Here is a 22,072-nt window from a genome sequence, read left to right on the forward strand (position 1 = left end):
GGCGTGTCATGGCGGATCAACTCTTGGGCGCGATGTCGCGGCCCAGACGACGCGATACGGGGACATCCTGCTTTTCGCAGATCGCCAACCACACCTTGCGGGGTTCGACACCTGCATCCAGGGCGTCCCGGGCGCTGCGGCCGTCCAGTTCACCGAGCACCAGTTCGGAGGCGAGGACCCGGGAATACCCCGAGCCGAACTCGTCGTCCATCAACCGCCAGAAGTCACTAAGTCTCACGTCGACCATTCTTCCACGATGTTGTCCTTCCGACCCTAAGATGGTGCCATGAGCGAACCTGGCCCCGGCGAAGATGCCGAACGGACCCGTGCGATCCACGACATGGAGGAGCAACTGAGCTTCCTTTGGCGCAGGGCACGCTCCAACGGCAACAAGGTGGCCAAGCAGGTTCATCCCGACATGGAGCCCGGCGCCTACGGCCTGCTCGCCGCCCTCCAGCGCCGCGGCAGCCTCCGGCTGACGGATCTGGCCGCCGAGATCGGTGTCGGCAAGCCATCGGTCAGCCGCCAGGTCAAGATGCTCGAGGACCTCGGCGTGCTGACCAAGGTGGCCGATCCAACGGACGGACGGGCCCAGTCGATCACCCTGACCGAGGTCGGAGCCCGGCAACTGGCAACCGCCCAGATCTCCCGCCAGCAGATCTTCCGCGACCTCTTGTCCGACTGGCCCGACGCGGACCTCCAGACACTGGCGGATTTGCTGACCAAACTGAACCGCTCCTACCTCAACGAGCGGGGCTGACCAACGAGAAAGGGGCAGCCGCGTCGGCGGCTGCCCTTTCTCGTTGACGTCCGGATGCGGACCCGGATCCCGGGTCGCGCTCCGACACCTGTGGCTAGTGGGACGGGGCCATGTCCTGCGGCAGGGCCTCGGTCCAGTCCTCGGGAAGGACCGTGGCGAACTGGTTGGTGAGATCCGACGGCACGGTGTCCGGGATGTCAACGCCCTCGGCCATGGCTACGCGGTCGCTGACCTCGCGCAACATGAGGGACAACGGGACATCAAGCGCCCCGCAAATCGATGAGAGCAATTCGGACGATGCTTCCTTCTGTCCACGCTCCACCTCGGAGAGGTAACCAAGGGAAACGCGCGCGTTGTGCGAGACCTCGCGCAGGGTCCGGCCCTGACGCTGGCGGACATCCCGCAGGACGTCTCCGATCTCGTGGCGGAGTACTACCATTTTGGGCTCCTTGTGCTCGCGATGGGCATCTTCTGTCAGTCCCACATCACGCCAACGGACGACGCCGTTTACGGATACGGGTTGCTTGACCATGTGTATCGCCTTACTCCTTCAGATCCTGTACCAGGAAGCTCCTGGCGGTGGGGTCCGGGTGTGGACCCTGTAGTTTCTTCAACTCACGGGATCCTTGTTTTGTTCCCATGCCCCCACCCTAGCCACAACGGGGCCCACACTGCCAGCACTACGGGGCCGTTGTGGACGCGGCCTTTCCAGCGAGCAGCGTGCAGAGCTGCTCCAGCGCCGCATTGCGCGCCCTGGCGCGGATCCTCTGGCGGCCACCTGCCAGGTGGAGCTCGAGTGAACCGCTGCCTCCGGCGGAGGCGTACCCGATGTACACGGTGCCGACGTCCTTGCCGTCATGGGCCTGTGGGCCCGCGACCCCGGTGCTCGACACCGCGAGGTCGGCTCCGCAGGCCCGGCGCGCTCCCTCGGCCATCTGGCGCGCGACCTCCGGGTCCACCGAGCCCTTATCCTCCAGCAGGCCCGCGTCGACGCCGAGCACGTCCTGCTTGACCTGGTTGTGGTAGGCGACGACTCCCCCGCGCAGCACCGCGGAGGCCCCGGGGACGTCGGCGATGGCCGCGGCGATCCAGCCTGCGGTCAGCGATTCGGCCGTGGCGACGGTCAGCGCCCGGCGCGTCCCCTCGGACACGATCCGTTCCGCGGCGGTGTGCCGTTCGCCGTCGTTCATTGCTGCTGCCCGTGGCCCTGGGCGGGTTCCATCCGGGCAGCCTGGATGATGTAGTCGATGCCGGTGTAGACGGTGATCACCAGGGCCAGCAGGATGACGACCAGCGCCACGACGGACAGCCAGCCGATCTCGGGGGTGATGGGCAGCAGGAGCAGGCCCAGCCCGGCCGTCTGGGTGACGGTCTTGAGCTTCCCGCCGCGCGATGCCGCGATGATCCCCCGGCGGATGACGGCGAAGCGCAGGATGGTGATGCCCAGTTCGCGGACCAGGATGACGATGGTGACCCACCACCACAATTCCCCGAGCCAGGACAGCGTGACCAGCGCCGCGCCGAGCAGGAGCTTGTCGGCGATGGGATCGGCGATCTTGCCGAAGTTGGTGATCAGTCCCCGGCTGCGGGCCAGGTCCCCGTCGAGCTTGTCCGTGTACATCGCCAGGGCGAAGAGGGCGACGGCCACCCAGCGGAGGACTCCGTGCTGCTCGTGGTCGGCCACCAGCGCCCAGACGAAGAACGGGACCATGATGATCCGCAACGTCGTCAGGACGTTGGCGATGTTCAGGGTCGGGACGGGCTGGGGCGTGGGGTCCGCCGGGGATTCAGTCACGTTTTCAGGTTACCGTCCGGTGAGGTTCCAGGCGTCCTCGGAACCGGAGCCATCGTCGTCGTCGTGGTAGTCGGTAGCCTGAGGACGGGAGTCGAGGTCCTCGGCGACGAGGTCGGTGCCGTAGTGGTTTGCATTGGCGTTCTCGACCAGGGCGGCCTCCGCGGGCGGGGCCTCCTGCGCGGTGGCCGGGGCGGTGTCCCCGCGCATGGCGGCCAGCACGGCGGGCAGGTCGTCGGGTTTGACCAGCACGTCGCGGGCCTTGGAGCCCTCGGACGGGCCGACCACGCCGCGCGATTCGAGCAGGTCCATCAGCCGGCCGGCCTTGGCGAAGCCGACGCGCAGCTTGCGCTGGAGCATCGAGGTGGAACCGAACTGCGTGGTGACCACCAGCTCGGTGGCCTGCAGCAGGACCTCGAGGTCGTCGCCGATGTCGTCGTCGATCTCCTTCTTCGGCGCCTCGACGGCCACGTCCTCGCGGTAGACGGCGGTGAGCTGGCCCTTGACGTGCTCGACGACCCGGTGGATCTCCGATTCGGTGACCCAGGCACCCTGGACGCGCATGGGCTTGGAGGCGCCCATGGGCAGGAACAGCGCGTCGCCCTGGCCCAGCAGCTTCTCGGCGCCCGGCTGGTCCAGGACCACGCGGGAGTCGGTGACCGAGGAGGTGGCGAACGCCATGCGCGAGGGCACGTTGGCCTTGATCAACCCGGTGACCACGTCCACGGACGGCCGCTGGGTGGCCAGGACCAGGTGGATGCCAGCGGCACGGGCGAGCTGGGTGATGCGCACGATCGAGTCCTCGACGTCGCGCGGGGCGACCATCATGAGGTCGGCAAGCTCGTCGACGATCACCAGCAGGTAGGGATAGGGCTTCAGGATGCGCTTGGAGCCCTCGGGCGGGACGACCTTGCCGTTGCGCACCCCCTTGTTGAAGTCGTCGATGTGCTTGTACCCGAAGTTCGCCAGGTCGTCGTAGCGGGTGTCCATTTCCCGCACGACCCACTGCAGGGCCTCGGCGGCTTTCTTCGGGTTGGTGATGATCGGGGTGATCAGGTGCGGGACGCCCTCGTAGGCGGTCAGCTCCACGCGCTTGGGGTCGACCATGACCATGCGCACCTCGTCCGGGGTGGCGCGCATGAGGATCGAGGTGATCATCGAGTTCACGAACGAGGACTTGCCCGCGCCGGTGGCGCCGGCGACGAGCATGTGGGGCATCTTGGCCAGGTTGGCGACCACGAATCCGCCCTCGACGTCCTTGCCGACACCCATGACCATGGGGTGCTCTGTCTTCCGGGCCGCGTTCGAGCGCAATACGTCGCCAAGTGCGACGACTTCCTTGTCGGCGTTGGGGATCTCGATGCCGATGGCGCTCTTGCCGGGGATCGGCGAGAGGATCCGCACGTCCGAGGAGGCCACCGCGTAGGAGATGTTCTTGGACAAGGCCGTGACGCGTTCGACCTTGGTGCCCGGGGACAGTTCGATCTCGTAGCGGGTGACCGTGGGGCCGCGGCTAAAGCCGGTGACCTGGGCGTCGACCTTGAACTGGTCCAGCGTGTCGGTCAGGGCCCTGACGACGGCGTCGTTGGCTTCCGAGCGCTCCTTCGCCGGGGGCCCGGCCGGCAGGAACTCGGAGTTGGGCAGCGTGTAGGCCACATCGCCGGAGAGCTGGAGCTGTTCGGTGCGCTGCGGGATCGGGGTCAGCGGGGCCGGCTGCGCGACCGGGTTGGAGGGCACGTTCGACGCGGCTGCGCCGGCCGGCGGCGCCCCGGCGAGCATGCCGTTGATCGCCGTCGTGTCCAGGGCCTCCGTGGCCGGTTCGCTCTCGGAGCCCGCGCCGAGGCCGACGTCGTTCTTGACCTTCTCCATCGCCTTCTCGGCGGCGGTGGGGCGGCGCACGCCGGGCGGGATGGTCGGTTCCGGTGCGGTGGCCGGAGCCTCGTCGTCGTCGTGGATGACGGCCTTGTCGTAGGCCTCGTCGCCGGAGAGCGCCTCCGCGGCGGCTGCCTCGGCCTCCTCCACCCGCTGGCGTGCACGGGCGGCCTTGCCGAAGCGCCGGCTCCGCTTGGGCTTGCCCTCGCCGCGGTCGCGGGTCCGGTCGGCGTAGAGGTAGCTCTGGTCGTGTTCGGGATCCTCGGGGTCGAACGGTGCGGTCCCGGGTTCGGGCTGGCCCATGATCCACTCGTAGCCCTGGCGGATGCGTGCCGGGATGTGCCGGAACGGGGTGGCGGTCATGATCATCAGGCTCAGCAACGCCAGGACGATCATCACGGCCAACGCGCCCCAGCGCGTCAGCAGTCCCGCCAGCGGGACGCTGGCGAGGAACCCCACCACGCCGCCGCCGGCCCAGAGTTCCTCGAACGGGGCGTTCAGTGCCGGCAGGCCGGCCACGATGTGCGCGATGCCGGCCCCGGAGATGGTGGCCAGGGTCAGGCCGATGGCCACGCGGTTGTTCGCCCGGTTTTCCTCGGGCCGCCGGAACAGCCGGAAGGCGCCGATGAACAGGACCAGCGGCAGCAGCGAGGCCATGAAGCCCAGCGTTCCGCCGGCGATGTTGTGCACTGTGGTGCCGTACCAGCCGATGCCGCGCAGCCCCCACCATTCGACGCTGCCGATGATGGCGGCGACGACGACCAGGAACAGGCCGGTCCCGTCACGGCGGACGTCCCGGTCCGGACGCACGTCCTGGCCGATCTTCCGGAAGGCGCCGCCGACCATGCGGGCCAGGCCCATCCAGAGCCCGCGGACCGCCCGCAGCGGCAGGGCGAGGTCCTGGTCGGCAACCTGGTCCTTGCCACCCTGGCGCGACGCACCGGCCCCGGATTTTCCGCGCGCCGGGGTCTTGCCCGCCGGTTTGCGGCCGGAGGCCTTCGTCGGGGTGGGGGAAGTACGGGTCGCCATACGCGTAACGGTACAGGGTCAAGGCCCTCGAGCCCCGGATTTACACGCCCTCAGGCCTCCAGGACGACCGGCACGATCATCGGCTTGCGGCGGAGTTTACGGCTCACCCAAGCCCCGATGGTGCGCCGGACGACCTGCTGGAGCTGGTAGGTGGTGTGGGTGGGGTTGTTGCGCACCGCCTCCTCGAGCGCCGCGGCGATCCTCGGCTTGATCTCCTCGAACACCTGCTGGTCCTCGGCGACCCCGCGGGCGTTGATGTCCGGGCCGGTGACAATGGTCCCGGTCTGGCGGTTGACGACGGTGATGACCGAGATGAACCCCTCCTCACCGAGGGTCCTGCGGTCCTTGAGGTCGTCGTCGGTGATGCTGCCCACCGCGGAGCCGTCGACGTAGACGAACCCGCACTCGACCTGCCCGACCTGGCGGGCGACGCCGTCGTGCAGGTCCACGACCGAGCCGTCCTCGGTGAGCAGGATGTTCGCCGCCGGAACCCCGGTCTGCTCGGCAATCCGCGCGTTGGCCAACAGGTGGCGGGTCTCCCCGTGGACCGGCATGGCGTGGCGGGGGCGGATGATGTTGTAGCAGTAGAGCAGCTCCCCGGCCGAGGCGTGCCCGGAGACGTGGACCTTGGCGGTGCCCTTGTGCACGACGTCGGCGCCCAGGCGCATCAGCCCGTTGATCACCCGGAAGACGGCGTTCTCGTTGCCCGGGATCAGCGAGGAGGCCAGGATGACGGTGTCCCCGGCGCCCACGGCGATCCGGTGGTCCCCGGTGGCCATCCGCGAGAGCGCCGCCATCGGTTCACCCTGGGAACCGGTGGACATCAGCACCACGCGTTCGTCCGGCAACTGGTCGACGTCCTTGAGGTCCACGAGGATCCCCTCCGGGACCTCCAGGTACCCCAGACGGGCGGCGATGCCCATGTTCCGGACCATGGACCGGCCAACGAAGGCGACCTGGCGCCCGTGGGCGGCCGCGGCGTCGAGGACCTGCTGGACCCGGTGGACATGCGAGGAGAAGGAGGCGACGATGATCCGCTTGCCGGCCCGGCCGAACAGGCCGTCGAGCACCGGGCCGATCTCCTGTTCGGCCGTGGTGAACCCGGGGACGTCGGCGTTGGTCGAGTCGGACATGAACAGGTCCACGCCCTCCCCCCCCAGCCGGGCGAAGGCCCGCAAGTCGGTGATCCGCCCGTCGAGGGGAAGCTGGTCCATCTTGAAGTCCCCGGTGTGCAGGACGGTTCCGGCCGCGGTGCGGATGAACACCGCCAGCGCGTCGGGGATCGAGTGGTTGACGGCGACGAATTCGCAGTCGAAGCCGGCGAACACCTGCCGGTCCCCTTCGGCGACGGTGACCAGCACCGGGGTGATGCGGTGTTCGGCCAGTTTGGCCTCGACCAGGGCCAGGGTCAGTTGCGAGCCGATCAGCGGGATGTCCGCGCGCAGGCGCAGCAGGTAGGGCACGGCCCCGATGTGGTCCTCGTGGCCATGGGTGAGCACCAGTCCGACCACGTCGTCGAGCCGATCGCGGAGGTAGCCGAAGTCCGGCAGGATCACGTCGACGCCCGGCTGGTCCTCCTCGGGGAAGAGGACGCCGCAGTCGACGATCAGCAGCTTCCCGCCGAACTCGAAGACGGCCATGTTGCGGCCGATTTCCCCCAGGCCGCCGAGCGGGACGACGCGCAGTGCGCCATCGGCCAGCGGGGGCGGGGGGCTCAGGCGGGCGGCATCGGCCGGGGCGACGACGGTGTCGGACATCGAGGGTTTCCCTTCCTAAAGGTCGAATCCCGCCTCGGCCAGGTCGGCGCGGATCGGCGCGGCCTCCTCCACGGTCGGCTCCACAAGCGGCAGCCGCACCTTCGCGTTGGGCAGCACGCCTTGCCAGTGCAGGATGGCCTTGGCAGCCACGGCGCCCTGGATGTGGGACATGACCGCGCGCTGGACCGGGTCGAGCTCGAAGTGCAGGGCGCGGGCGGTGGCCAGGTCCCCGGCCAGCATCGCGTCGACCAGGCGGCGGTACCGCGCGGTGGCGACGTGCGCGGTGACCGAGATGACGCCCTTGGCCCCGATGGCCATCAGCGGCAGGGTCAATCCGTCGTCGCCGGAGTAGACGTGCAGGTCGGTGTTGGCCAGCACCCGCGTGGTGGACTGGTAGTCGGCCTTCGCGTCCTTCAGGGCCACGACGTTGGGGTGCTCGGCCAGACGGATCAGCGTCTCGGCGCTGATGGCGATGCCGGCGCGGCCGGGGATGTCGTAGACCATGACGGGCAGGTCGGTGCTGGAGGCGATGGCCTCGACATGGGCCCGCACGCCGGCCTGGCTGGGCTTGTTGTAGTAGGGCGCGGTGACCAGCAGCCCGTGGACGCCGAGCTTGGCCGCGGCCCGTGAGAGGTGGATCGAGTGCGCGGTGTCGTTGGTCGTCGACCCGGCGATGACCTTGGCCCGGTCCCCCACGGCCTCGACGACCGCGCGGAACATCCCGAGGTTCTCCTCGTCGGTCAGCGTGGAGGTCTCCCCCGTCGTGCCGGTGACCACCAGCGAATCGCAGCCGTCGTCGACCAGCCGGGTCGCCAACGCGGCAGCCTGCTCGAGGTCGGCTCCGCCTCCGGAGGAGAAGGGGGTGACCATGGCGGTCCCCAGGGTGCCGAAGGGGTAATCGTGGCGCGGGGTGTTGGACTGCGTGTCGGGCATGGCCCCACGTTACCCCGTGGCACCGCCGAATTCCGCAGTCCCGCACCCCGCGTGACCAACATGACGCAGCGACCTCGCGGCCCGGGCGCTTGGTATATTCGACGGCGGGCCCCGCGCCCCGCGCATTCCCCGTACCGACAGGCCAGGAGCCCATGCCCAGCAAGCGCACGACCGCCCCGGCCGGGCGGATCGCCGGAGTCGACGTGGCCCGCGGCTTGGCCCTGCTGGGGATGATGGGCACCCACATCATGCCCCTGGTCCAGAACGGCGGGCCGGACGGCGTCGAGGCGACGTGGGTCGCCGTGTGGTTCGCCGGCAAGGCCTCGGCCATCTTCGCGATCCTCGCCGGGGTCGGTCTGGCCCTGCTGACCGGCGGCCACACCCCGCACACCGGCGCAAAGCTCACCGGCGACCGCCGCTCCGTGGCGGTGCGTGCCCTGCTGATCACCCTCATCGGGTTCGGCGCCGGCGCGCTGGATACCAATGTCGCGGTCATCCTGGTGCACTACGGGCTGCTGTTCCTGATCACGACGGCGTTCCTGGGCTTGGGCACGCGTGCCCTGTGGTGCTGGGCCGCCGGCTGGCTGCTGCTCGCCCCGGTCGCCTGGTACCTGGTCCTGCCCTGGGTGTCCACGCACGTCGTGCCCCCGACGACCGGCGCCTCCCCGGGCCCGCTGGACCTGTTGCGCCCGGCGACGCTGCTGGCCGACCTGTTCGTCACCGGCTACTACCCGGTGCTCGTGTGGACCGGGTTCGTGCTGCTGGGACTGGCCCTGGGGCGGTGCCGGATCGCCGCCCCGCCGGTGGCCCTGGCCTTCACCCTCGGCGGCGCCGCGCTCGCCTGGGGTGCCCGGACCCTCTCCGGGGCCGTCATCGGGGCCACCCCGGATGCCGCCCAGGCACTTGGCGCCGTCACCGGCGGCAACGGGCTGCCGCTGTCCGCGGCCCTGGAGTCCGGCCGGGGGCTGGCCGGCGTCGAATCGACCCCCTGGTGGTTCGTGCTCTCCGCCCCGCACAGCAGCGCCCCGCTGGACCTGCTGCACGTCAGCGGCACCGCCATTGCGGTGCTGGGCGCCTGCCAGCTGCTGGCGATGGCCCTGACGGCGATGCTCGGCGGGGTCGGCGAGGCGCTGATGTGGCCGCTGTCAGGGACCGGGTCGGCAACGCTGACCCTCTACACGGGCCACCTGGTGGTGCTGGACCTGCTCAGCACGGCAACGGCCGGGATGCCGCGGCTGGGCGTGTACCTGTGCTTCGTGGTGGGTGCCCTGTTGATCGGCATCGCCCTGAAGTGGGCCGGACGCCGCGGGCCGCTCGAGTCCGCAGTCCACACCCTCTCCCGGGCAGCCGCGGGGACGCCCCACTGACCCATTGCCCCCGTTGACCCAGGGCAACGCGGTCCGCGTCCTTTCACGACCGGTCCGCGGCGCGTTCACAGACCCTGCAGGGCGTAGCGCACGAGCAGGAACCCGCCGATGCCCATGATCCACAGCACCGCCTCCGCCGAGGCCTTGCCCAGCCAGGCGCCCAGCCGCCGTAGCGGCCCCTCGATGGTGCCGGCCAGCAGCACGCGGGCCACGAGCAGCAGCGCCGCCGGCAGCAGCATGACCAGGCAGTACGCCGCCAGCCAGGCGATGGACGCGGCGCTGCCGGGCCCCGCGACGGTGAGCACCCCGATGGCGGCCACGTAGGGCAGCATCGTGGGCAGCTCCAGCAGCCCGGCCGTCAAGGCCAGGGCCACGAGCCCCCACGGAGTGGTCAGGGCCCTACCGATCCGGGCGCCCCACCGCTGTTCGGTGGCCTGCGCCCGGGCAGCGGCTGCCGGGGTTCCACCAGGGGTGCGACCGGGGGCGCGCGCCGGTCTGGCAACGGACGGCGCGTCCGGTTCCCGGCCGCCGCCGGTGGTGCCGGCGCCCGCCACGGGGGCACCGCCGTCGTGCCCGGCTGCGCCCGGCCCGGAACGGGGAACCGATGCCGGAAGCGCGCCGGAGGCCCTGGCCATGGCGCCCCCGTAGCTGCCCCCGGCGCTGCGTCCGGGGACCAGGTCCCGCAGGCCGAACCACAACAGGGTGGCGCCGGCGGCCAGGGCCAGCCAGTGCGCCGGGCGGGAGTCAGCAAACGTGCGCGCGCCTTCGCCCCAGGCGTCGAGCACCCCGTGGGCCGAGGTGAGCATCAGGACCCCGACCAGGAAGTAGAAGACCCCGATCACCGCCAGGTACACGCCGACCTTGCCCACGATCCGGGCGGCGTCGCGGCGCAGCAGCAGCCAGACGGGGATCACCAGGGTGCCGATGCTGGTGCTGTCGATGAGCGCCAGGACCAGGAGCTTGAGCAGGTTGTCGGTCGTCATGGTCCCAGACTGGCCTGCCCGGGACCCCGGGCGCGTCGGCCCTTCGATGCATCCTCGGTCATCCTTTGGTGCCATCCAGGGGGGTGGCCGCCTTGGATCGGTGGGCCCGGACGGGCACGATGGGACCATGGAGAACCCATCCGGAGCCCTGGTGGCCGCGCTGCGTGCTGTCCGCCGCGAGGACCTGCTGCTGGTCGTCGGCTACCCGGCCCTGATGTGGCTGCTGGCCACGGTGGATGGTTCCGGCGGCGGCTGGTCGGCCGTCCCGCCGGAGGTGGTGGCGTGGTGGCCCGCCGTGGCGGTCGCCGGGTCGCTGGCCATCGCCCTGCGCCGCAGCGCCCCATTCGCAATGGCCGCGGGGACCGGCACGGCCGGGATCGTGCTGCTGCTCATGGGCCAGACCTCGTGCCTGCTGTTGTTCTGGGAGACGGCGTTCTCGCTGGTGCTCTTCGCCGGGGACCGGGCCTCGCGTGCCACCGAGATCGGCGCGTTGGCCCTGACAGCCGCCGCGTCCGTAGTCGTGCTGGCGGCCACCGGCGACCTGCGCCAGGCAGTGCTCGCGGCGCTGCTGCTGGGGCTGACGCTGCTGTTGCCGGTCGAGTGGGCGTCGAACCTGCGCAAGGAACGCAGGCTCGCCGCGGCGGAGGCCGCGCGGGCCTCTGCGGTGGAGGAGACGGCCCGGCAGCGTGCCACGATCGAGGCCGGCCGGCACGAGCTGGCCATTGCCACCGAGCGCCAGCGCATGGCCCACGAGCTGCACGATGTGCTCTCCGCCCGGCTCTCCGCCATCGCCCTGCAGACCGGGGCCGCCCTGAGCACCGGTTCCCCGGGCCAGGCGGCCGAGGTCCTGGCGCATGTCCGCGCCGAAAGCGTCGCCGGGCTGGGCGAACTGGCCTCGATGATCCGGCTGCTCAGCGCCGGCGAAGCCGAGGAGTCCGCCGGGTCCCTCGGGGACCTGGACGCGCTGGTGGCCGCCCACGTCGCCGCCGGACTGCAGATCACCACCTCGAACATGGTCACCGGCATGGAGGCGATCCCGTTGCCGGTCCATACGGCTGCCTACCGGATCGTGGCCGAGGCGCTGGTCAACGCGCTCCGCCACGCTCCCGGCGCCGCGATCGCCGTCGAGCTCGAGGGCGGGCCGGGGACCGGCCTGCTGCGGGCGTCCATCACCAACGGCCGTCCCGGTGCCGCGGCACCACATCCGGCGCTCCCCGAGGCCCTGGCCCCGTCCGGGGGCGGCGGCACCGGCACCGGTTTGACCAGCCTCCGGCTGCGCGCCGAAGCGCTCGGCGGCACCCTGGAGGCCGGATGGTTCGACGGCGGCTGGCGCGTGGTGGCCCGGTTGCCGGTCCCCGCTGCCGACCCGGGGTCCGGCGGCGTCGACCGGCACCCGGGCGAACGCACGGCCGGCGGGACGTTGTTGCGCGGGGGCCGGGCATGAACGGGGCCCGCGGTGCCAACGCGATCAGCGTGCTGCTGGCCGATGACCATGCTGCCATCCGGGTGGGCATGCGCATGGTCATCGAGACCCAGCCCGGGCTCACGGTCGTCGGCGAGGCGGCCGACGGGGCGCGCGCGGTGGAGATGGCCCGGGCCCTGCGCCCGGACGTGGTCCTCATGGACCTGCGGATGCCCGTCGTCGACGGGATCCGTGCCACGGGGCAGATCACCCGCGCCGGCTGGTCGCGGGTCCTGGTCCTGACCACCTTCGACCACGACGACTACCTGTTCGGTGCGCTGGAGGCCGGAGCCGACGGGTTCCTGCTCAAGACGGCCGAGCCGGCGGAGATCACCTCGGCGTTGCAGCGGGTGCATGCCGGGGATGCGGTCATCTCCCCCGAGGTCACTTCCCGGATCGTCGGTGTGGCACTGGCCGCGCGGCCGGGCCGGGCCGGCGGCACCGCCGGCGGCGGCGGAACGCAGGCCGCCACGGCACAGGCGGCGGCTGATGAGGCGCTGGGGTCGCTGACCGAGCGCGAACGCGAGGTCCTAGGCTGCCTGGGCGAGGGGCTGTCCAACCATGCCCTCGGCCGGAGGCTGGGCATCTCCGAGACGACGGTGAAGACGCACGTCTCCCGGGTACTGGCCAAGCTGGGGCTGCAGTCCCGCGTGCAGGCTGCCCTGTTCGCGGGGCGGCTGGGCTGAACTCCCCAACGGGGGCCACTCGACGGGGGACGCATCCAGGCGGCGTTCAGCCCCCGGACGTGGTCCGCGCCTCCCCGGAAGCCTGGAACAGCCCGATCGCCCGGCGCATGGTCTCCCGGGCCCGGCGCCGGTCCCCGGAGGCGTCGTAGGCCAGCGCCAGCCGGTGCAGGCTGCGCCAGCTGTCGGGGTGCTCGGTGGCCTCCTGCTGGTACTGCACGAAGTCCTCGTCGGCCGCGGCCTTGACGATGCGCCCGGAGGGGGTGCGCGGCAGGTTGTCCTCGGGCAGCAGCCCCTCGGAGGCGAGGATGCCGGCCATGCGCTGGCTGCGGGAGCCGAAGAGGACCTCGCGGATGAGGATCCAGACGCCCAGCAGAGGGATGAGCAGGGCGGCGACGCCGATGCCCTTGGCCAGCGGTTCGGGGGCGCGCATGAGCGCGACCGAGCTGGCGAAGGCGGCGTAGAGGTAGAGGGCGAACAGCAGGAGGATGCCGCCGACCCAGAGCTTGGTCTTCACTTAGGCGTTGCCCCCGAGGTCGAGGTAGCTGTCCAGGCCGTAGGCCAGACCCGGCCGCGAGGCCACCGTGCGCAGGCCCAGCAGGACGCCGGGCATGAAGGAGACCCGGTCGAACGAGTCGTGGCGCAGGGTGAGCTGTTCGCCGGCGGACCCGAGCAGGACCTCCTGGTGGGCGACGAGGCCGCGCAGCCGCACCGAATGCACGCGCACCCCGTCCACGTCGGCGCCGCGGGCCCCGCCCATCTCCGTCTCGGTCGCGTCGGGGCTGGCCGGGACTCGGGCGGCGCTGCGGATCTTCGAGACCAGTTCGGCGGTGCGGACGGCGGTGCCGGAGGGGGCGTCGATCTTCTCCGGGTGGTGCAGCTCGATGATCTCGACGGATTCGAAGTACTTGGCGGCCTGGGCCGCGAACGCGGAGGCCAGCACGGAGCCGAGCGCGAAGTTCGGGGCGATCAGCACCCCGGTGCCGGGGTGGGCGGCGAGCAGCTCCTGCAGGCGGGCCCGCTTCGCGTCGGACCAGCCCGTGGTGCCGACGACGGCGTGGATCCCGTGTTCGACGGCGAAGCGGACGTTGGCCTCGCTGCTGTCCGGGACCGTGAGGTCCACGATGTGGGTGGCGCCGGAGTCGAGGATTGCCTGCAGCGGGTCCTGCCGCCCAAGGGCCGCCACCAGCTCCAGGTCGTCGGCGCGTTCCACGGCCTGGACGGCCTCGGCCCCCATGCGGCCCGAGGCTCCCAGGATGGCAACGGAAATCTGTGCAGTCATGCCCCCAAGGTTATCGCCTCAGGCCATGCCCACCCATTCGGTGTCGCCGTCGGCGAAGTGCTGTTCCTTCCAGACCGGGACCCCGTGCTTGACGGCTTCGACCAGGTCGCGGCACGCCTCGAAGGCCTCGCCCCGGTGGGCGGCGGCGGCTGCGGCGACCAGCGCCGCGTCGCCGATCGCCAGGGGGCCGACCCGGTGGGCCGCCCAGAGCCGGGTGCCCGGGTGCCGGGAGGCGACGTCGTCGGCCAGTTCGCGCATCCGCACCTCGGCGCTGGGGTGGGCGCTGTAGACCAGCCGCTCGACGGCGCGTCCGCCGTCGTGGTTGCGCACCACCCCGCCAAAGGTCACGACGGCGCCGGTCGCGTCGGTCTCGACGGCGTCCCAGGCGGTCTGCACGTCGATGGCCTCGCTGGCCATGCCGGAGAAGACGACGACGCCTGCCGCCTCGGGGGTGGGCTCATGCATGTCCGTGTCCGCCTTCGATCTGTTCGCAGAGGTGTCCGATGAGGGGGTCCAGCACCGCCAGGGCGTCGGCGACGCCGCCGGGTGAACCGGGCAGGTTGACGATGAAGGTGCGCCCCGCCGTGCCGGCGTGGCCCCGGCTGAGCGCTGCGTGGGGGGTCTTGGCCCGGCCCGCCGCCCGGATGGCCTCCATGATCCCGGGGATCTGCCGGTCCAGCAGCGGCTCGGTCATCTCCGGGGTGCTGTCGTCCGGGGAGAGCCCGGTGCCGCCGCTGGTGATGATGACCGCCGGCTCCGCCTGCAGCAGCCGGCGCAGTGCGGTGCCGACCGCCTCGCCGTCGGGGACGATGGTCGGCGCGCCGACCGCGAAGCCGTGCCCGGTGAGCCACTCGGTGACCACCGGGGCGCTGCGGTCGGTGTAGACGCCGGTGGCGGCCCGGGTGGAGGCGATCAGGACGGCGGCGTGCCGCGCGGGCCCGGTCATGCCGGACCCTTCAGGGTCCAGTCGCCGCTCTTGCCGCCGAATTTGGCCAGCACCTTCGTCTCGGAGATGACCGCGTGCTTGTCGACGGCCTTGGTCATGTCGTACAGGGCCAGGGCGGCCACCGAGGCGGCGGTCAGGGCCTCCATTTCGACGCCGGTCACTCCCCGGGTGGACACGGTCGCCTCGATCCGCACGGTGCCGGCGGCGGCGTCGGGGAAGAAGTCGATGGTGGCCTTGGCCAGCGGCAGCGGGTGGCACAGCGGGATGAGGTCGGGGGTCCTCTTGGCGGCCATGATCCCGGCGACGCGGGCGACGGCGAACGCATCGCCCTTGGGCAGGTCGCCGCTGGCGATCATCTCCAGTACGTCGGGCCGGGTGCGCAGCACCGCCTGGGCGGTGGCGGTGCGGGACGTCTCGGCCTTGTGCGAGACGTCGACCATGTGGGCCGATCCGTCGGCGCGGACGTGGCTGAGGGGCGGGGTGTCGGACTCGGTCATGGCAGGTCTCCGTAGATCAGGGCGTCGACCGGTTCCCCGGCCTGGGGTGCGGGGCCGTCGGCGGGCAGCAGCAGCAGCGCGTTGGCGGTGGCGAGCGCGTGGACGAGGTGTGATCCGGGCCCGCCCACGGCAGTGGCCTTGGCCCCGCCGTCGTGCCCGGTGGTGACCACGGCGCGCCGTGCCTGCAGCTTGCCCGGCGGTGGCGGGTCCAGGGTCCCGGTGAGCCGGGGGCGGAGGTGGTGCCGGTCGGGCGCGCCGGTGAGGTCGGCGAGGACCGGGCGCAGCAGGATCTCGAAGCTGACGACGCCGCTGACCGGGTTGCCCGGGAAGGCCAGCAGGGGCGTCGGTGCGGCGCCGGGCAGCTCGAGCAGGCCAAGGCCCTGGGGTCCGCCCGGTTGCATGGCGACCGATCCGAAGTCGACGCCGTGCCGGGCCACGGCCTGCCGGACCACCTCGTAGGCGCCTTGGCTGATGCCCCCGCTCGTGACGACGAGGTCCACGGCCGGGGCGCCGGCGGGACCCAGCTGGGCGGCGAGGTCGGCGGCGAAGGCCTGCCGGTCGTCCGTGCTGATCCCCGCGGGGATCGCCTGGGCGCCGGCCTCGGTGAGCAGGCTGGCCAGCAGCGTCGTGTTGGCGTCGTGGATCTGCCCGGGGGCCAGCGGTTCCCCGGGGGCGCGGACCTCGTCGCCGGTGGCCAGGACCAGGACGCGGGGACGGCGGCGCACCGCCAGGGTGCCGACGCCGAGGGCGGCCGCCAGGCCGAGCTGGGCCGGCCCGAGCCGCGTGCCGGCGGCCAGGGCGGTGGATCCGGCGGCGATGTCGCTGCCGGCGGCGCGGATGAACTGCCCGGCCGGGGTGGCCGCGGGCAGGGCGACGGCCGCCCCGGTGCCGGGAGCGGGGAACCGCGGCGGGTCGGCGCGTTCGATGGGCACCACGGCATCGGCTCCGGCGGGCAGCATCGCCCCGGTCATGATGGGAACCGCGGTACCGGCTGGCAGCGGCGGGGCCACGGCGCCGGCCGGGATCGGCGGCCCCACGGGCAGCGGCGCTCCGGCGGCCAGGTCGGCGGTGCGCACCGCGTAGCCGTCCATCTGCGAGTTGTCGAAGGGCGGCAGCGGGTGCGGTGCGGGCAGGTCGGCGGCCAGGACGCGGCCCAGGGCGTCGGCGAGGGGAAGCCGGTCGGTGCCCAGCCGGTCCGCCAGCGGGGCCAGCAGGCGGTGCACGGCGGCGCGGTGGTCCTCGACAGTGCGCCGGAAGCTGGAGTCCATGCGGTCCATCCTACGGCCGGGCCGCGGGCAGGTGGCGAAGGGACGGTGGCGAAGGTCCGGTGGTGGACTGCCAGAGCCGGATGGTCAGTGGCGGAAGATCCGGCCCACGGCCGCGCCCGCGATGACCAGCACGATCAGGTACAGCCCGATCAGCATCAGGCTGATGCCCAGTGCGGCCTGCGGGTCGTTGGAGTTCAGGGCCAGTTCGATCTGCAGCGGCAGCGTCCGGGTGCGTCCGGCCACGGAGCCGGCGAACGTGATGGTCGCGCCGTATTCGCCCAGCGACCGGGCGAAGGCCAGCAGCGTGCCCACCAGGATGCCGGGGGCGGCCAGCGGCAGGGTGATGTGGGCCAGGATCTGGCCGGAGGTGGCCCCGGCGTTGGCCCCGGCGAACTCCAGGTCGGTGTCCACCGCCTCGATGCTGCCCAGCGCCGAGACGACGAAGAACGGCAGCGAGACGAAGACCTGGACCAGCACCACGGCCGCCGGGCTGAACCCGACCCCCCACCCGATCGATTCCAGCCAGCCACCCACGAGGGTCTGCCGGCCCCAGAAGTACAGCAGCGCCAGCCCGGAGACCACGGGCGAGAGCACCAGCGGCACCACCAGCAGCCCCCGCAGCAGCGCCAGGACGATCCCGTGCAGCCGGGAGAGCAGCACGGCCAGCGGCAGGCCCAGCACGAAGCAGACCACCGTGGACGCCGCCGCCGTCGTCAGGGACAACCCCAGCGCGGTGCGGGCGTCCCCGCGGGCCCACAGGGCGGGAAGGTCCTGCCAGTTCGCGGCGACGAACAGCGCCACCAGCGGCCCGGCCAGGGCGGCCAGGCCGATCGCCGCGGGCACCCAGAGCCAGCCGGGGGTCGTCGCCCGCAGCATGCGCGGCGAGAGGGGGATGCGGGTCATGGGCGGGTGAAGCCCGCGGCGCGGAAGAGCCGTGCGGCCGCGTCCCCCTGCAGCCAGTGGGCGAAGTCCCGTGCCGGGGCGGACGCGTCGGTGGCGACCAGCAGCGGATACACATTCGGTGCCACGCCGGGCAGCGCGATCACGCGCACCGCGTCGCCGGCCGCGGCAGCGTCGGTGGCGTAGACGAAGCCGGCATCGACCTGTCCGGCGGTGACCTTGGTCAGCACCGAGCGCACGTCGGCCTCCTCGCTGGCCGTGTCCAGCGTGAGCCCCGCCTGCTCCAGGTAGGCGTGGGCGGTGCGCCCGCACGGCACGGCCGGGGCGCAGAGGGCCACCGGCCCGGCCCCGGCCAGCTGGTCGGCGCGCGTGATCGGCGAGTCAGCGGGCACGACCAGCACCAGGTGGTTGGCGGCCAGCTCCACCGGCGCCTCGAACCCGCCGGGCTGCTGCAGGGCCTGCGGGGCCTCGGTATCGGCGGTGATGAGCAGATCGGGCTGCTGGCCGGCATTGGCCTGCTGGACCAGCTTCGAGGACGCACCGAGGTTGACCTGGATCGGCGTGCGGTCCCCGGTCTGCCGGGCGTAGGCGGCGGTGAGCTCGGGCGCCAGGTCGGTCAGCGACGAAGCGGCGGAAAACTGCACGACGGCGGTGCCCCGGTCCGCGGTTCCGGAACCCGGCGTGGTGCCCCCGTCGGCTGCCGCGCCCCCGGTGGCGCACCCGCAGAGCAGCAGGGCGGCGGCGGCCAGGGCGGCGATGGGTGCTGTGGGCAGACGGGGTCGCATGCTCAGCCCTGCGTCTCGATGATGACGTTCGTGGACTTGATGACGGCGGTCGCGACGGCCCCGGGTTCCAGGCCCAGGTCCCGGACCGCCTCGCTGCTCATGAGCGAGACCACCCGGAAAGGCCCGCATTGCAGCTCCACCTGGGCCATGACCCGGTCGGCAGTAACGGCGGTGACGAGCCCGACCAAGCGGTTCCGTGCCGAGGAGGCCACGGTGGCCGGATCCTCGGGGTGGTTGGCCAGGCTGCGGACGTAGGCGGCCAGGTCGACCCCGTCCACAGTGATGCGGCCGGCGGCGTCGCGGCCGGCCGGCAGGTGGTCGGCGTCGATGAGCCGGCGGACGGTGTCGTCGCTGACCCCGAGGAACCGCGCCGCCTCGGAAACTCGCAGATGCGTCATGGATCCAGCGTAGACGACGCATTTGCGGGGCGATACCCGTCCTGCGGCATCAACGGCCAGCACCCTGCGGGATACGCCCATCCCGCGGGCCGGGACGACCGCGCACCTGCCACTGAATTCCACCCGAAACTGGACTACCCTCGGAGCATGACCTGCAGCACCACCCCCTCGACCCCGGCGTCCGGCGACGGGCGCAGTGCGGTCTCCCTGGGCCTGCCGGCCGTCCCCGCCCCCGGCACCTCGGCCCCCGAGGCCACCACCGGCGCCATCCCGCCCCCGGCCCCGGGCGACGACCCGCGCCTAGTCGACCGCTTCGGCCGGGTCGCCACCGATCTGCGGATCTCGCTGATCGACAAGTGCAACCTGCGCTGCACCTACTGCATGCCGGCCGACGGCCTGGCGTGGCTGCCCGCCGAACGGCTGTTGACCGGCGGGGAGATCCGCCGGCTGGTGCGCATTGCCGTGGACACCCACGGGGTGCGCGAGCTGCGGCTGACCGGCGGCGAGCCGCTGGTGCGCAAGGACCTCGTGGAGATCATCGCCGGGGTCCGCGCCGACCACCCCGACCTGCCGATCTCGATGACCACCAACGGCGTGGGTCTCGCGGCCAAGGCCTCGGCGCTGGCGGCGGCGGGCCTGTCCCGGATCAACGTCTCGCTCGATACCATCCACGCCGAGTCCTTCGCTAAGCTCACGCGCCGGAATTTCTTCCACAAGGTGCTCGAGGGCATCGAGGCCGCCGACGAAGCCGGGCTGCGTCCGATCAAGATCAACGCCGTGCTGCTGCGCGGGGTCAACGACACCGAGGCCGCGGACCTGCTGGCCTGGTCGCTGCAACGCGGCTTCGAGCTGCGCTTCATCGAGCAGATGCCCCTGGATGCCGACCACGGCTGGACCCGCACCAACATGGTCACCGCCGAGGACACCCGGACGCTGCTGCGCGCCCACTACGACCTCGCCGTCTCCCCCGATGCCCGCGATGGGGCCCCGGCCGAACGCTATGTCGTCCGCGCCCTGGCCGGAGCGGACGGCGCCCCGGGCGAGGTCCTGGGCACCGTGGGCATCATCGCCTCGGTGACCGAACCGTTCTGCGCCGACTGCCGCCGCACCCGCATCACCGCCGAGGGCCGGATCATGAGCTGCCTGTTCTCCCGCGAGGAAACGGACCTGACCGCGCTGCTGCGCTCCGGGGCCTCCGACGCGCAGATCGCCGACCGGTGGCGCGCCGCCATGTGGGCCAAGCCCCGCGCGCACGGCATGGACCACACCGGCCTGGGCGAGAAGGATTTCGTGCAACCCGACCGCTCCATGAGCGCCATCGGAGGATAAGTGGAGGTTCAGTGAAGGTCAGGTTCTTCGCCGCCGCTGCCGCAGCGGCCGGCACCACCGAGGTGGAGGTCAGCCTCTCCGACATCGAGCACGACGGCGGAACGCTGGGTTCGCTGCTTTCCCACCTGCCACAGGTGGTCCCCGGCGGCACGTCCGGTCCACCGCTGCAGCGCGTGGTCTCCCGCTCCAGCTTCCTGGTCAACGAGACCGGTGCCCGCGATCGGAATCGCCGGCTCTCCGAGCAGGACACCATCGACATCCTGCCGCCCTTCGCCGGCGGCTGAGCCGCACTCCCGACGCCGGTCCGCACGTCCTGGGCGTCGGCCACCCGGCAGCAGGACGGCCGGCCACCTCGTGGTGGCCGGCCGTCCTGCTGCCGAGTGTGGTCCCGGCGTGAGTGCTAGTCGCGTACTTTGGCGCGTCCTGCGCCGTAGTTGCGGCTGGAGCCGATCACATCGCCGGACTTCCATTCATCCCAGCCCGGCCGGTCGGCCATGAACGCCTCGATCTCCTCCTTCGTGGCCTCCAGCTTCGGGTCGTGCTTGAGGTAGTGCCGGGTCTCGCGGGCAATCAGTCCGGAGAGCACCAGCAGGCCGACGAGGTTCGGCAGGGCCATCAGCCCGTTCATCACATCGGAGAACGCCCAGACCACGCCCAGCTGGACGGTGCAGCCGATGAAGACCACCAGGGAGAAGAGGACCCGGAAGGGCATCACGGTCCGGCGCCCGAACAGGCGCTCCATGTTCCGTTCCCCGTAGTAGGACCATCCCAAGATGGTGGAGAACGCGAAGAGCACCAGGCCGACGGTCACGATCCAGTGGCCCCACTCCCCGGGCAGCCCGTTCGTGAAGGCCTCGCCGGTCATCAGGGCCGCGGAGATCTGTTCGCCTGTCTCCGGGTCGACGGCCTTCCAGGCCCCGGTGGTCACGATGACCAGGCCGGTGAAGCTGACGACGATGATCGTGTCGATGAACGTCTGCGTCATCGACACCAGGCCCTGGCGCACCGGGTGGGTGGTCTGCGCAGCGGCGGCCGCAATCGGTGCCGAGCCCAGGCCGGATTCGTTGGAGAACAGACCGCGGGCGACACCGAACTGGACGGCGATGATGATCGCCGAGCCGGCGAAGCCGCCGACGGCCGAGGTGCCGGTGAAGGCGTCGGAGAAGATGAGGCCCAGCGCCTCCGGGATCTGCCCGACATTGGCCAGCAGGATGTAGAGGGCCCCAAGGACGTAGAACACGATCATGACCGGAACCAGGCCGGCGGTAACGCGGCCGATGGACTTGATGCCGCCGACCAGCACCACCATCGCCAGGACGGTCAGCACGACGCCGGTGACCCACGGCGGAACGCCCCAGCTGCTCTCCACGTTGGAGGCGATGGAGTTGCCCTGGGTCATGTTGCCGATGCCGAAGCAGGCGAAAACGGCGAAGATCGCGAACATCAGGCCCAGCACCTTGCCCAGGGGGCCCTTGATCCCACGCTCGAGGTAGTACTGCGGGCCACCGGACTTCTCTCCTGCGGCGTCAGTTCCGCGGAACCTGACGGCCAGGTAGGCCTCGGAGTACTTGGTGACCATGCCCAGCAGGCCGGTCATCCACATCCAGAAGAGCGCTCCGGGGCCGCCGATGCCGATGGCCGTGGCCACGCCGACGATGTTGCCGGTGCCTACGGTTGCGGCCAGCGCCGTCGTCAGCGCCTGGAACTGGGAGATGTCACCCTCGGCTCCGGCATCCTTGCGCTTGAGGATGCCCAGGCGCAGGGCGGCGCCGAGCTTGAGGAACTGCAGGCCGCCGAGCCGGATGGTCAGGTAGAGACCGGTGCCCAGCAGCAGCGGGATCAGCATGAACGGACCCCAGACAACACTGCCGACATCCGACAGGAAGGCCTCTATGTCATCGAATTTCATGGAACAACGCCTCTCAAAGGTATGTCACGAGCGATGTGGCGTGATCGAGACCACATCACTTAGAGCATAGAGGCTTGCTGTGGAATTTCTGTGTATGGCGCGGCGGTGGCGGGGCGATGT

At 71.6% G+C, this 22,072-nt stretch carries 24 protein-coding genes; 6 read left to right on the plus strand and 18 right to left on the minus strand.

The window, feature by feature from the left end; translation table 11 throughout:
- Positions 1-16: 16 nt before the first annotated feature.
- On the minus strand, positions 17-238 hold the full coding sequence (locus tag AB8M85_RS16700) for a DUF3046 domain-containing protein (protein WP_372699967.1): 222 nt from the start codon (positions 236-238) through the stop codon (positions 17-19).
- 48 nt (positions 239-286) lie between these two features.
- Between AB8M85_RS16700 and AB8M85_RS16705 the strand changes: the two genes are divergently transcribed.
- The gene (locus AB8M85_RS16705) at positions 287-760 is read left to right on the plus strand and encodes a MarR family winged helix-turn-helix transcriptional regulator (RefSeq protein ID WP_372699968.1); all 474 of its coding nucleotides are present in this window, start codon (positions 287-289) and stop codon (positions 758-760) included.
- Between the two features lie 94 nt (positions 761-854).
- On the opposite strand, the gene AB8M85_RS16710 is transcribed toward AB8M85_RS16705, so the two are convergent.
- From AB8M85_RS16710 to dapA, 6 genes are all read right to left on the minus strand, one after another.
- Positions 855-1,292, minus strand: coding sequence for a helix-turn-helix domain-containing protein (locus tag AB8M85_RS16710; protein ID WP_372699969.1), 438 nt, complete (start codon positions 1,290-1,292; stop codon positions 855-857).
- A 148-nt stretch (positions 1,293-1,440) separates the two neighbouring features.
- Positions 1,441-1,950: a CinA family protein gene (locus tag AB8M85_RS16715; protein ID WP_372699970.1), complete on the minus strand. Its 510-nt coding sequence runs from the start codon at positions 1,948-1,950 to the stop codon at positions 1,441-1,443.
- The gene (pgsA, locus tag AB8M85_RS16720; RefSeq protein WP_372699971.1) at positions 1,947-2,555 is read right to left on the minus strand and encodes a CDP-diacylglycerol--glycerol-3-phosphate 3-phosphatidyltransferase; all 609 of its coding nucleotides are present in this window, start codon (positions 2,553-2,555) and stop codon (positions 1,947-1,949) included. The genes AB8M85_RS16715 and pgsA overlap by 4 nt, the downstream gene beginning before the upstream one ends.
- Positions 2,556-2,564: 9 nt before the next feature.
- The gene (locus tag AB8M85_RS16725) at positions 2,565-5,453 is read right to left on the minus strand and encodes a DNA translocase FtsK 4TM domain-containing protein (RefSeq protein WP_372699972.1); all 2,889 of its coding nucleotides are present in this window, start codon (positions 5,451-5,453) and stop codon (positions 2,565-2,567) included.
- Between the two features lie 50 nt (positions 5,454-5,503).
- Positions 5,504-7,210: a ribonuclease J gene (locus AB8M85_RS16730; protein WP_372699973.1), complete on the minus strand. Its 1,707-nt coding sequence runs from the start codon at positions 7,208-7,210 to the stop codon at positions 5,504-5,506.
- Positions 7,211-7,225: 15 nt separating this feature from the next.
- Positions 7,226-8,143, minus strand: coding sequence for a 4-hydroxy-tetrahydrodipicolinate synthase (gene dapA / locus AB8M85_RS16735; RefSeq protein ID WP_372699974.1), 918 nt, complete (start codon positions 8,141-8,143; stop codon positions 7,226-7,228).
- Between the two features lie 152 nt (positions 8,144-8,295).
- Between dapA and AB8M85_RS16740 the strand changes: the two genes are divergently transcribed.
- Positions 8,296-9,510, plus strand: a complete 1,215-nt coding sequence (locus AB8M85_RS16740; RefSeq protein ID WP_372699975.1) for a heparan-alpha-glucosaminide N-acetyltransferase domain-containing protein — start codon at positions 8,296-8,298, stop codon at positions 9,508-9,510.
- 65 nt (positions 9,511-9,575) lie between these two features.
- Here the strand turns inward: AB8M85_RS16740 and AB8M85_RS16745 are convergent, their stop codons facing one another.
- The gene (locus tag AB8M85_RS16745) at positions 9,576-10,493 is read right to left on the minus strand and encodes a GAP family protein (RefSeq protein ID WP_372699976.1); all 918 of its coding nucleotides are present in this window, start codon (positions 10,491-10,493) and stop codon (positions 9,576-9,578) included.
- Positions 10,494-10,620: 127 nt separating this feature from the next.
- Here AB8M85_RS16745 and AB8M85_RS16750 point away from each other — a divergent pair, with 127 nt between their 5' ends.
- Both AB8M85_RS16750 and AB8M85_RS16755 read left to right on the plus strand, forming a co-directional pair.
- A complete protein-coding gene (locus tag AB8M85_RS16750) occupies positions 10,621-11,937 on the plus strand; it encodes a sensor histidine kinase (RefSeq protein ID WP_372699977.1) in 1,317 nt (438 codons plus the stop codon).
- A complete protein-coding gene (locus tag AB8M85_RS16755; protein WP_372699978.1) occupies positions 11,934-12,641 on the plus strand; it encodes a response regulator in 708 nt (235 codons plus the stop codon). The genes AB8M85_RS16750 and AB8M85_RS16755 overlap by 4 nt, the downstream gene beginning before the upstream one ends.
- 46 nt (positions 12,642-12,687) lie before the next feature.
- Here the strand turns inward: AB8M85_RS16755 and AB8M85_RS16760 are convergent, their stop codons facing one another.
- The 9 genes from AB8M85_RS16760 to AB8M85_RS16800 form a co-directional block, all read right to left on the minus strand.
- Positions 12,688-13,155, minus strand: a complete 468-nt coding sequence (locus AB8M85_RS16760) for a hypothetical protein (protein WP_372699979.1) — start codon at positions 13,153-13,155, stop codon at positions 12,688-12,690.
- Complete coding sequence (dapB, locus tag AB8M85_RS16765) at positions 13,156-13,920, minus strand: 4-hydroxy-tetrahydrodipicolinate reductase (RefSeq protein WP_372699980.1); 765 nt, start codon at positions 13,918-13,920, stop codon at positions 13,156-13,158.
- An 18-nt stretch (positions 13,921-13,938) separates the two neighbouring features.
- Entirely contained in the window at positions 13,939-14,385 is a 447-nt protein-coding gene (locus AB8M85_RS16770) for a molybdenum cofactor biosynthesis protein MoaE (RefSeq protein WP_372699981.1), read from the minus strand.
- Positions 14,378-14,866, minus strand: a complete 489-nt coding sequence (locus tag AB8M85_RS16775) for a molybdenum cofactor biosynthesis protein B (RefSeq protein WP_372699982.1) — start codon at positions 14,864-14,866, stop codon at positions 14,378-14,380. The genes AB8M85_RS16770 and AB8M85_RS16775 overlap by 8 nt, the downstream gene beginning before the upstream one ends.
- Complete coding sequence (gene moaC, locus AB8M85_RS16780) at positions 14,863-15,363, minus strand: cyclic pyranopterin monophosphate synthase MoaC (protein ID WP_372699983.1); 501 nt, start codon at positions 15,361-15,363, stop codon at positions 14,863-14,865. Before moaC ends, AB8M85_RS16775 begins: the two co-directional genes overlap by 4 nt.
- The gene (gene glp, locus AB8M85_RS16785) at positions 15,360-16,631 is read right to left on the minus strand and encodes a gephyrin-like molybdotransferase Glp (protein ID WP_372699984.1); all 1,272 of its coding nucleotides are present in this window, start codon (positions 16,629-16,631) and stop codon (positions 15,360-15,362) included. Before glp ends, moaC begins: the two co-directional genes overlap by 4 nt.
- 84 nt (positions 16,632-16,715) lie before the next feature.
- A complete protein-coding gene (locus tag AB8M85_RS16790) occupies positions 16,716-17,534 on the minus strand; it encodes a molybdate ABC transporter permease subunit (RefSeq protein WP_372699985.1) in 819 nt (272 codons plus the stop codon).
- Positions 17,531-18,316: a molybdate ABC transporter substrate-binding protein gene (gene modA, locus AB8M85_RS16795; RefSeq protein WP_372699986.1), complete on the minus strand. Its 786-nt coding sequence runs from the start codon at positions 18,314-18,316 to the stop codon at positions 17,531-17,533. The genes AB8M85_RS16790 and modA overlap by 4 nt, the downstream gene beginning before the upstream one ends.
- 2 nt (positions 18,317-18,318) lie before the next feature.
- Entirely contained in the window at positions 18,319-18,714 is a 396-nt protein-coding gene (locus AB8M85_RS16800; RefSeq protein WP_372699987.1) for a molybdopterin-binding protein, read from the minus strand.
- 147 nt (positions 18,715-18,861) lie between these two features.
- Between AB8M85_RS16800 and moaA the strand changes: the two genes are divergently transcribed.
- Positions 18,862-20,043: a GTP 3',8-cyclase MoaA gene (moaA, locus tag AB8M85_RS16805; RefSeq protein WP_372699988.1), complete on the plus strand. Its 1,182-nt coding sequence runs from the start codon at positions 18,862-18,864 to the stop codon at positions 20,041-20,043.
- An 11-nt stretch (positions 20,044-20,054) separates the two neighbouring features.
- On the plus strand, positions 20,055-20,327 hold the full coding sequence (locus AB8M85_RS16810) for a MoaD/ThiS family protein (protein WP_372699989.1): 273 nt from the start codon (positions 20,055-20,057) through the stop codon (positions 20,325-20,327).
- A 116-nt stretch (positions 20,328-20,443) separates the two neighbouring features.
- On the opposite strand, the gene AB8M85_RS16815 is transcribed toward AB8M85_RS16810, so the two are convergent.
- Positions 20,444-21,952: an alanine/glycine:cation symporter family protein gene (locus AB8M85_RS16815; RefSeq protein ID WP_372699990.1), complete on the minus strand. Its 1,509-nt coding sequence runs from the start codon at positions 21,950-21,952 to the stop codon at positions 20,444-20,446.
- Positions 21,953-22,072 lie beyond the last annotated feature (120 nt).

The sequence above is a fragment of the Arthrobacter sp. JSM 101049 genome, from assembly GCF_041679245.1.
Lineage (GTDB): Bacteria > Actinomycetota > Actinomycetes > Actinomycetales > Micrococcaceae > Arthrobacter_H.

What these genes read in the sequence shown, in the direction of transcription:
- AB8M85_RS16705 (WP_372699968.1), top strand. Translation starts at nt 287, where the DNA reads ATGAGCGAACCTGGCCCCGGCGAAGATGCCGAACGGACCCGTGCGATC.
- AB8M85_RS16710 (WP_372699969.1), bottom strand. Translation starts at nt 1,292, where the DNA reads ATGGTCAAGCAACCCGTATCCGTAAACGGCGTCGTCCGTTGGCGTGAT.
- AB8M85_RS16715 (WP_372699970.1), bottom strand. Translation starts at nt 1,950, where the DNA reads ATGAACGACGGCGAACGGCACACCGCCGCGGAACGGATCGTGTCCGAG.
- AB8M85_RS16725 (WP_372699972.1), bottom strand. Translation starts at nt 5,453, where the DNA reads ATGGCGACCCGTACTTCCCCCACCCCGACGAAGGCCTCCGGCCGCAAA.
- AB8M85_RS16730 (WP_372699973.1), bottom strand. Translation starts at nt 7,210, where the DNA reads ATGTCCGACACCGTCGTCGCCCCGGCCGATGCCGCCCGCCTGAGCCCC.
- dapA (WP_372699974.1), bottom strand. Translation starts at nt 8,143, where the DNA reads ATGCCCGACACGCAGTCCAACACCCCGCGCCACGATTACCCCTTCGGC.
- AB8M85_RS16740 (WP_372699975.1), top strand. Translation starts at nt 8,296, where the DNA reads ATGCCCAGCAAGCGCACGACCGCCCCGGCCGGGCGGATCGCCGGAGTC.
- AB8M85_RS16745 (WP_372699976.1), bottom strand. Translation starts at nt 10,493, where the DNA reads ATGACGACCGACAACCTGCTCAAGCTCCTGGTCCTGGCGCTCATCGAC.
- AB8M85_RS16750 (WP_372699977.1), top strand. Translation starts at nt 10,621, where the DNA reads ATGGAGAACCCATCCGGAGCCCTGGTGGCCGCGCTGCGTGCTGTCCGC.
- AB8M85_RS16755 (WP_372699978.1), top strand. Translation starts at nt 11,934, where the DNA reads ATGAACGGGGCCCGCGGTGCCAACGCGATCAGCGTGCTGCTGGCCGAT.
- dapB (WP_372699980.1), bottom strand. Translation starts at nt 13,920, where the DNA reads ATGACTGCACAGATTTCCGTTGCCATCCTGGGAGCCTCGGGCCGCATG.
- AB8M85_RS16770 (WP_372699981.1), bottom strand. Translation starts at nt 14,385, where the DNA reads ATGCATGAGCCCACCCCCGAGGCGGCAGGCGTCGTCGTCTTCTCCGGC.
- AB8M85_RS16775 (WP_372699982.1), bottom strand. Translation starts at nt 14,866, where the DNA reads ATGACCGGGCCCGCGCGGCACGCCGCCGTCCTGATCGCCTCCACCCGG.
- moaC (WP_372699983.1), bottom strand. Translation starts at nt 15,363, where the DNA reads ATGACCGAGTCCGACACCCCGCCCCTCAGCCACGTCCGCGCCGACGGA.
- glp (WP_372699984.1), bottom strand. Translation starts at nt 16,631, where the DNA reads ATGGACTCCAGCTTCCGGCGCACTGTCGAGGACCACCGCGCCGCCGTG.
- AB8M85_RS16790 (WP_372699985.1), bottom strand. Translation starts at nt 17,534, where the DNA reads ATGACCCGCATCCCCCTCTCGCCGCGCATGCTGCGGGCGACGACCCCC.
- modA (WP_372699986.1), bottom strand. Translation starts at nt 18,316, where the DNA reads ATGCGACCCCGTCTGCCCACAGCACCCATCGCCGCCCTGGCCGCCGCC.
- AB8M85_RS16800 (WP_372699987.1), bottom strand. Translation starts at nt 18,714, where the DNA reads ATGACGCATCTGCGAGTTTCCGAGGCGGCGCGGTTCCTCGGGGTCAGC.
- moaA (WP_372699988.1), top strand. Translation starts at nt 18,862, where the DNA reads ATGACCTGCAGCACCACCCCCTCGACCCCGGCGTCCGGCGACGGGCGC.
- AB8M85_RS16815 (WP_372699990.1), bottom strand. Translation starts at nt 21,952, where the DNA reads ATGAAATTCGATGACATAGAGGCCTTCCTGTCGGATGTCGGCAGTGTT.